At 37.2% G+C, this 4898-nt stretch carries 3 protein-coding genes; all 3 read left to right on the top strand.

What is annotated here, in order from left to right; genetic code table 11:
- Window positions 1–294 precede the first annotated feature (294 nt).
- On the top strand, window positions 295–2853 hold the full coding sequence (locus V7150_RS25975; protein ID WP_335524082.1) for a vitamin B12-dependent ribonucleotide reductase: 2559 nt from the start codon (window positions 295–297) through the stop codon (window positions 2851–2853).
- Window positions 2854–3015: 162 nt separating this feature from the next.
- A complete protein-coding gene (locus V7150_RS25970; RefSeq protein ID WP_335524079.1) occupies window positions 3016–3465 on the top strand; it encodes a C40 family peptidase in 450 nt (149 codons plus the stop codon).
- Between the two features lie 468 nt (window positions 3466–3933).
- A complete protein-coding gene (locus tag V7150_RS25965) occupies window positions 3934–4668 on the top strand; it encodes an urease accessory protein UreH domain-containing protein (protein ID WP_335524076.1) in 735 nt (244 codons plus the stop codon).
- Window positions 4669–4898 lie beyond the last annotated feature (230 nt).

The raw sequence follows: 4898 nt of genomic DNA, 5'->3' as shown, positions 1-4898 counted from the left end.
AAAAGAGGCAAGCCGCGAAATTTGTTAAATTTCCCTGTTTTATGGCGAAAATCAGGTAATAGCTTTCATTTTCTCCCAAATCTAGTTTTTCTTAAGTTTGACAAAATAATTGTTTTTTGCTCAACATACAATATGTAGTAGTGTCGAAAATATTTTCGGTACCATATATTGATTTTTTAGTTGATTAATGATGTTTTTTTATGGTACCTTAGATTTATTAAAACAACTAGATATATCAAAGAATACTAAAATTTAATCCAAAATAGAGATTATCATATTGAAGGAGCTGTTCTCATGTCTGTAGTTTTTAGACAAAAAATAAATATTGATTTTGAAAGGTTAAATGAGGATATCCGCTTATTCCCTCAAGTGCATCCGGTTACCCCAGATATGAAAATAACTCATAAGGGTGTTTCACGGTTGGTCATGTTAGACCGCTACACCTTTAAAGACACAGCAAAAATCACCCTAACAAATGGCGACTTTGTTGTTTTAACTATTAAAGAAGATCCGAAATTTCCAGCACGAGGCTTAGGAACTATCGTGGAAATTGATTGGGAGAATAAAAAGGCGAAGGTTTTGATTGAAGAAGAGTTCAGAGGAGTCCTCGATGATCCTGAAGAAGCAAGTACAGGAGTCATTGTCCGATCTTTAGATGTCATTGAAAAGCCGTTGGAGCTCTTTTATGAACAAATCGCGAAGCGGAATGCTACAGGTCTTGCTTCGGTTGAAGAAACGGAAGAGAAGCGAATTGAGTGGTTTGAAAAGTTTTATCAAGAGCTTGTCACAATGAACTTCATTCCAGCGGGCCGCGTTTTGTATGGTGCAGGGGCCAATACCGACGTCACATTTTTTAATTGTTACGTGATGCCTTTTGTTCCGGACTCACGTGAGGGTATCTCTGACCATCGTAAGCAAGTAATGGAAATTATGAGTCGCGGCGGCGGTGTTGGAACTAATGGTTCAACATTAAGACCGCGAAATACCTTGGCAAGAGGTGTAAACGGAAAATCATCTGGTTCGGTTTCATGGTTGGATGATATTGCGAAGTTGACACACTTGGTTGAGCAGGGTGGGTCGCGCCGTGGGGCGCAGATGATCATGTTGGCCGACTGGCATCCAGACATTATTGAATTTATTATTTCAAAAATGCAAAATCCTAGAATTCTACGATTCTTAATTGAAAATACCAATGATGAAACGATTAAAAAACATGCGAAAGATAAGCTGAAGTTTACACCATTAACCCTACAGGAAACTGCTATGTATCAGGGAATAGTAAATTATAAGAATATCCCAGGGTATGGTGGATTTGATGAAAGTATCATTGCTGATGCAGAAGAAAAATTAGCTACAGGTGGAAATTATACTGTTCATAATTTAGAATTCCTAACTGGAGCAAACATTTCCGTTTGTTTAACCAAAGAGTTTATGGAAGCTGTTGAACATGATAGTGAATACGAATTACGTTTTCCTTATGTTGAGCACTACAATGAAGAAGAAATGAAAGTTTACAACGAAGAATGGCATCAAGTCGGCGATGTCCGCGAATGGGAAAAACTTGGTAATAAAGTGCGTGTTTACAAAAAAATCAAAGCGAAAGAACTTTGGAATTTAATCAACATTTGTGCAACCTACTCAGCCGAGCCAGGGATTTTCTTTATCGACAATGCTAACGACATGACAAACGCAAAAGCATATGGACAACAAGTCGTTGCAACAAATCCTTGTGGTGAACAACCGCTTGCGCCGTTTTCAGTTTGTAACCTTGCTGCTGTTAACCTTGCAGAAATGGCGGACAAGGAAACAAAAACTGTTGATTTTGAGAAACTAAAGAAAACTGTCGCTGTGGGCGTAAGAATGCAAGATAACGTTATTAACGCAACCCCATACTTCCTAGAAGAAAATAAAAAGCAAGCCCTTGGCGAGCGCAGGGTTGGACTTGGTGTAATGGGCTTACACGATTTACTAATCTATTGTGAAACCGAGTATGGTTCACCTGAAGGTAACAAACTTGTTGATGAAGTATTTGAAACCATTGCAACTACTGCTTACCGAACATCAGTTGAATTAGCCAAAGAGAAGGGAAGCTTCCCATTCTTAACTGGTGATACATTAAATGAAACTAATCGGTTACGACAAGCTTTTATAGATACAGGATTTATGAAAAAAATGCCTGAGGATGTCCGACAAGCGATTTTAGAAAACGGAATAAGAAATTCCCATCTGCTAACTGTTGCTCCTACGGGATCTACTGGAACCATGGTTGGAGTTTCTACAGGCCTTGAGCCTTATTTCTCATTCTCTTATTTCCGCAGTGGACGTCTTGGTAAATTTATCGAGGTAAAAGCAGATATCGTTCAAGAATATTTGGATCAGCATCCAGAAGCAGATGCAAACAATCTTCCAAACTGGTTTGTTACAGCGATGGAACTGGCACCGGAAGCCCATGCAGATGTCCAATGTGTGATTCAGCGTTGGATTGACAGCTCAATTAGTAAAACAGTCAATGCACCAAAAGGCTATAGCGTGGAACAGGTGGAAAAGGTTTATGAGCGCTTATATCGCGGCGGTGCTAAAGGCGGTACTGTGTATGTGGACGGATCACGGGATTCTCAGGTTTTAACACTTAAAGCTGAAGAAAATACTAATGAGCAATTATCAATGTTTGATGAAAAACCTAATCAACATGTTGTTCTTGTTGATACAATCACCGACCTACGGTCAACAGATGTAACAATCGGTTCTGAGGTAGGCAACACATGCCCAGTCTGCCGTAAAGGAAAAGTAAAAGAAATCGGCGGCTGCAATACATGTACCAACTGTGGAGCGCAATTAAGGTGCGGTTTATAGAAGTCCTAAAAGGGATGGAGATAATCTTCCATCCTTTTTATTATATCTAATATTATATTAGAATAATTTTGTAACCGAATTGTAAATTCTCCGTGATGTCCATGTTATTCTTTCCTAGTATAAGTGTAGGCATCAAATCACACCAATGGGGGAAATAAACATATGCTAAAAAAAATCATTTCAGCAATTGCGATTACAATTGGACTTAGCTCAGTGTTTGCCACAACGGGTGATAAAGCAGAAGCAGCCTATTATCATACAAAAGCAATTTCAGTTGCCAAAGCAAATATTGGTGTTCCATATCGCTGGGGCGGCATGTCACCAAGTGGCTTTGACTGCTCAGGTCTTGTAAAATATTCATTCGGTAAGGCGGGTAAAGTATTACCGCGTACAGCAGCTGAAATGTACTATACAAAAGGATATCGTGTAGGTTCCTTACAAGCTGGAGACTTAATGTTTTTCGCACCAAATAAAGCAAGCAAACCAACACATGTCGCTATGTATATCGGAGCAGGCAAGATGATTATGGCATCATCGTCAAAAGGCGTTATTATTACTAATACTAATAACATCTACTGGAAACCAAAATACATTGGCGCAAAACGAATTTAATTAGTTCTATAAAAAATATCAACCAGAACATCGGCTTACCGATGTTCTTTTTTCATCCACAAACTATAAAGCAAAAACCTTATACTTCGGGCGAATTCGTAATGAAGTTAACAAATTAAATAGAAAAGCTTTCTGTATTGAAAAGAGGCGTTGTGATTACATAGTGCCTTTTTTGGTTGTCATTTTAACATGACTTCTTCGTACTTTCTCGATAATATTAAAGTAAAATAGGATAAATGAGTACTTTTATATAGGAAGTCTAAGGAGCAATTAAATGAAACGATTTATGAAAATAAATAGTATATCAACGAAGCTGGGAATGCTTTTTAGTGGTTTTGAATAATTTTTTGTAACACATTGTCCTATTAAAATACAAAATTTCTCCATAATTATGTACTAGAATAAAGACAGGTAGTAATGTGACTTTAGATATCGTAATTTTATTACAACATAGCATAGGGTGATTTTATGTATAGTTTATTCAGCCAAATAAGTTCTTTCCTAAGTCAACCATTTTTTACTATGGCAAATAGTTTAGAATCCTGGCCAATGGTATTTGCATTAATATTAGGTCTTGTGGGAGCACTTGCGCCATGCCAGCTTACGGGAAATATTAGTGCAATCACGCTGTATGGGAACAGTTCCATTCAAAAGAAAATTGTGTGGAAGGATGTCTTCAGTTTTACCTTAGGTAAAGTAGTTGCCTTCTCTTTATTAGGTGGATTAGTATGGTTGTTAGGCAAAGGAATTGAACAAAATTTTACATTGTATTTTCCATGGCTGCGGAAGATTATGGGTCCTATCTTAATAATTGTGGGAATATATATGCTGGGCTTTATAAAATTGAAAGGAACTTTAAATTTGTATAAACGGTCTAAGGAATACAAGCGAGAAAATCAATTTGGTTCCTTTATGCTTGGACTTACCTTTTCCCTTGCTTTTTGTCCGACAATGTTTATCCTGTTTTTTGTCACCTTAATGCCGGTCGTGTTGTCAAGCCCATATGGATTTATTCTCCCATCCGTATTTGCTCTTGGTACAGCCTTACCACTATTAATTGTCATTTTCATAATTTGGTATCTTGGCGGCAGTGGTGTGTTAATGAAAAAAGGAAGAAAATTTGGTACCATAGTTCAAAGGTTTGCCGGAATTATTATGCTGTTCTTAGGAATATTTGATACAATGACTTATTGGTCGTTATGATTAAATAAATCATGGTCTTTATTTGACAACTTATACGCCATACATACATACATCTCTCTTTATGACCTGGTATGGTGCAAGAAAGCGCTGAGAATATCAGCGCTTTCTTTTGCCTTTGGCATCGGTTTTGGAAAAGAAAATATTTCTAATTAAAATCTATTCATCATATGTTCACTTTCAAATTTCTCACCGTAACGTGTGAACAAAATTTGAAAACGTTAAAAATTATT

The sequence above is a fragment of the Neobacillus drentensis genome, assembly GCF_036965245.1.
GTDB lineage: Bacteria > Bacillota > Bacilli > Bacillales > Cytobacillaceae > Neobacillus > Neobacillus drentensis_G.
Note: the sequence above shows the minus strand (reverse complement) of the source record. Positions and strands in the feature narration are given on the sequence as shown.

Bases quoted from the DNA above. Each gene is read 5' to 3' on its own strand.
- V7150_RS25965 (WP_335524076.1), top strand. From the start codon at position 3,934: ATGTATAGTTTATTCAGCCAAATAAGTTCTTTCCTAAGTCAACCATTT.
- V7150_RS25970 (WP_335524079.1), top strand. From the start codon at position 3,016: ATGCTAAAAAAAATCATTTCAGCAATTGCGATTACAATTGGACTTAGC.
- V7150_RS25975 (WP_335524082.1), top strand. From the start codon at position 295: ATGTCTGTAGTTTTTAGACAAAAAATAAATATTGATTTTGAAAGGTTA.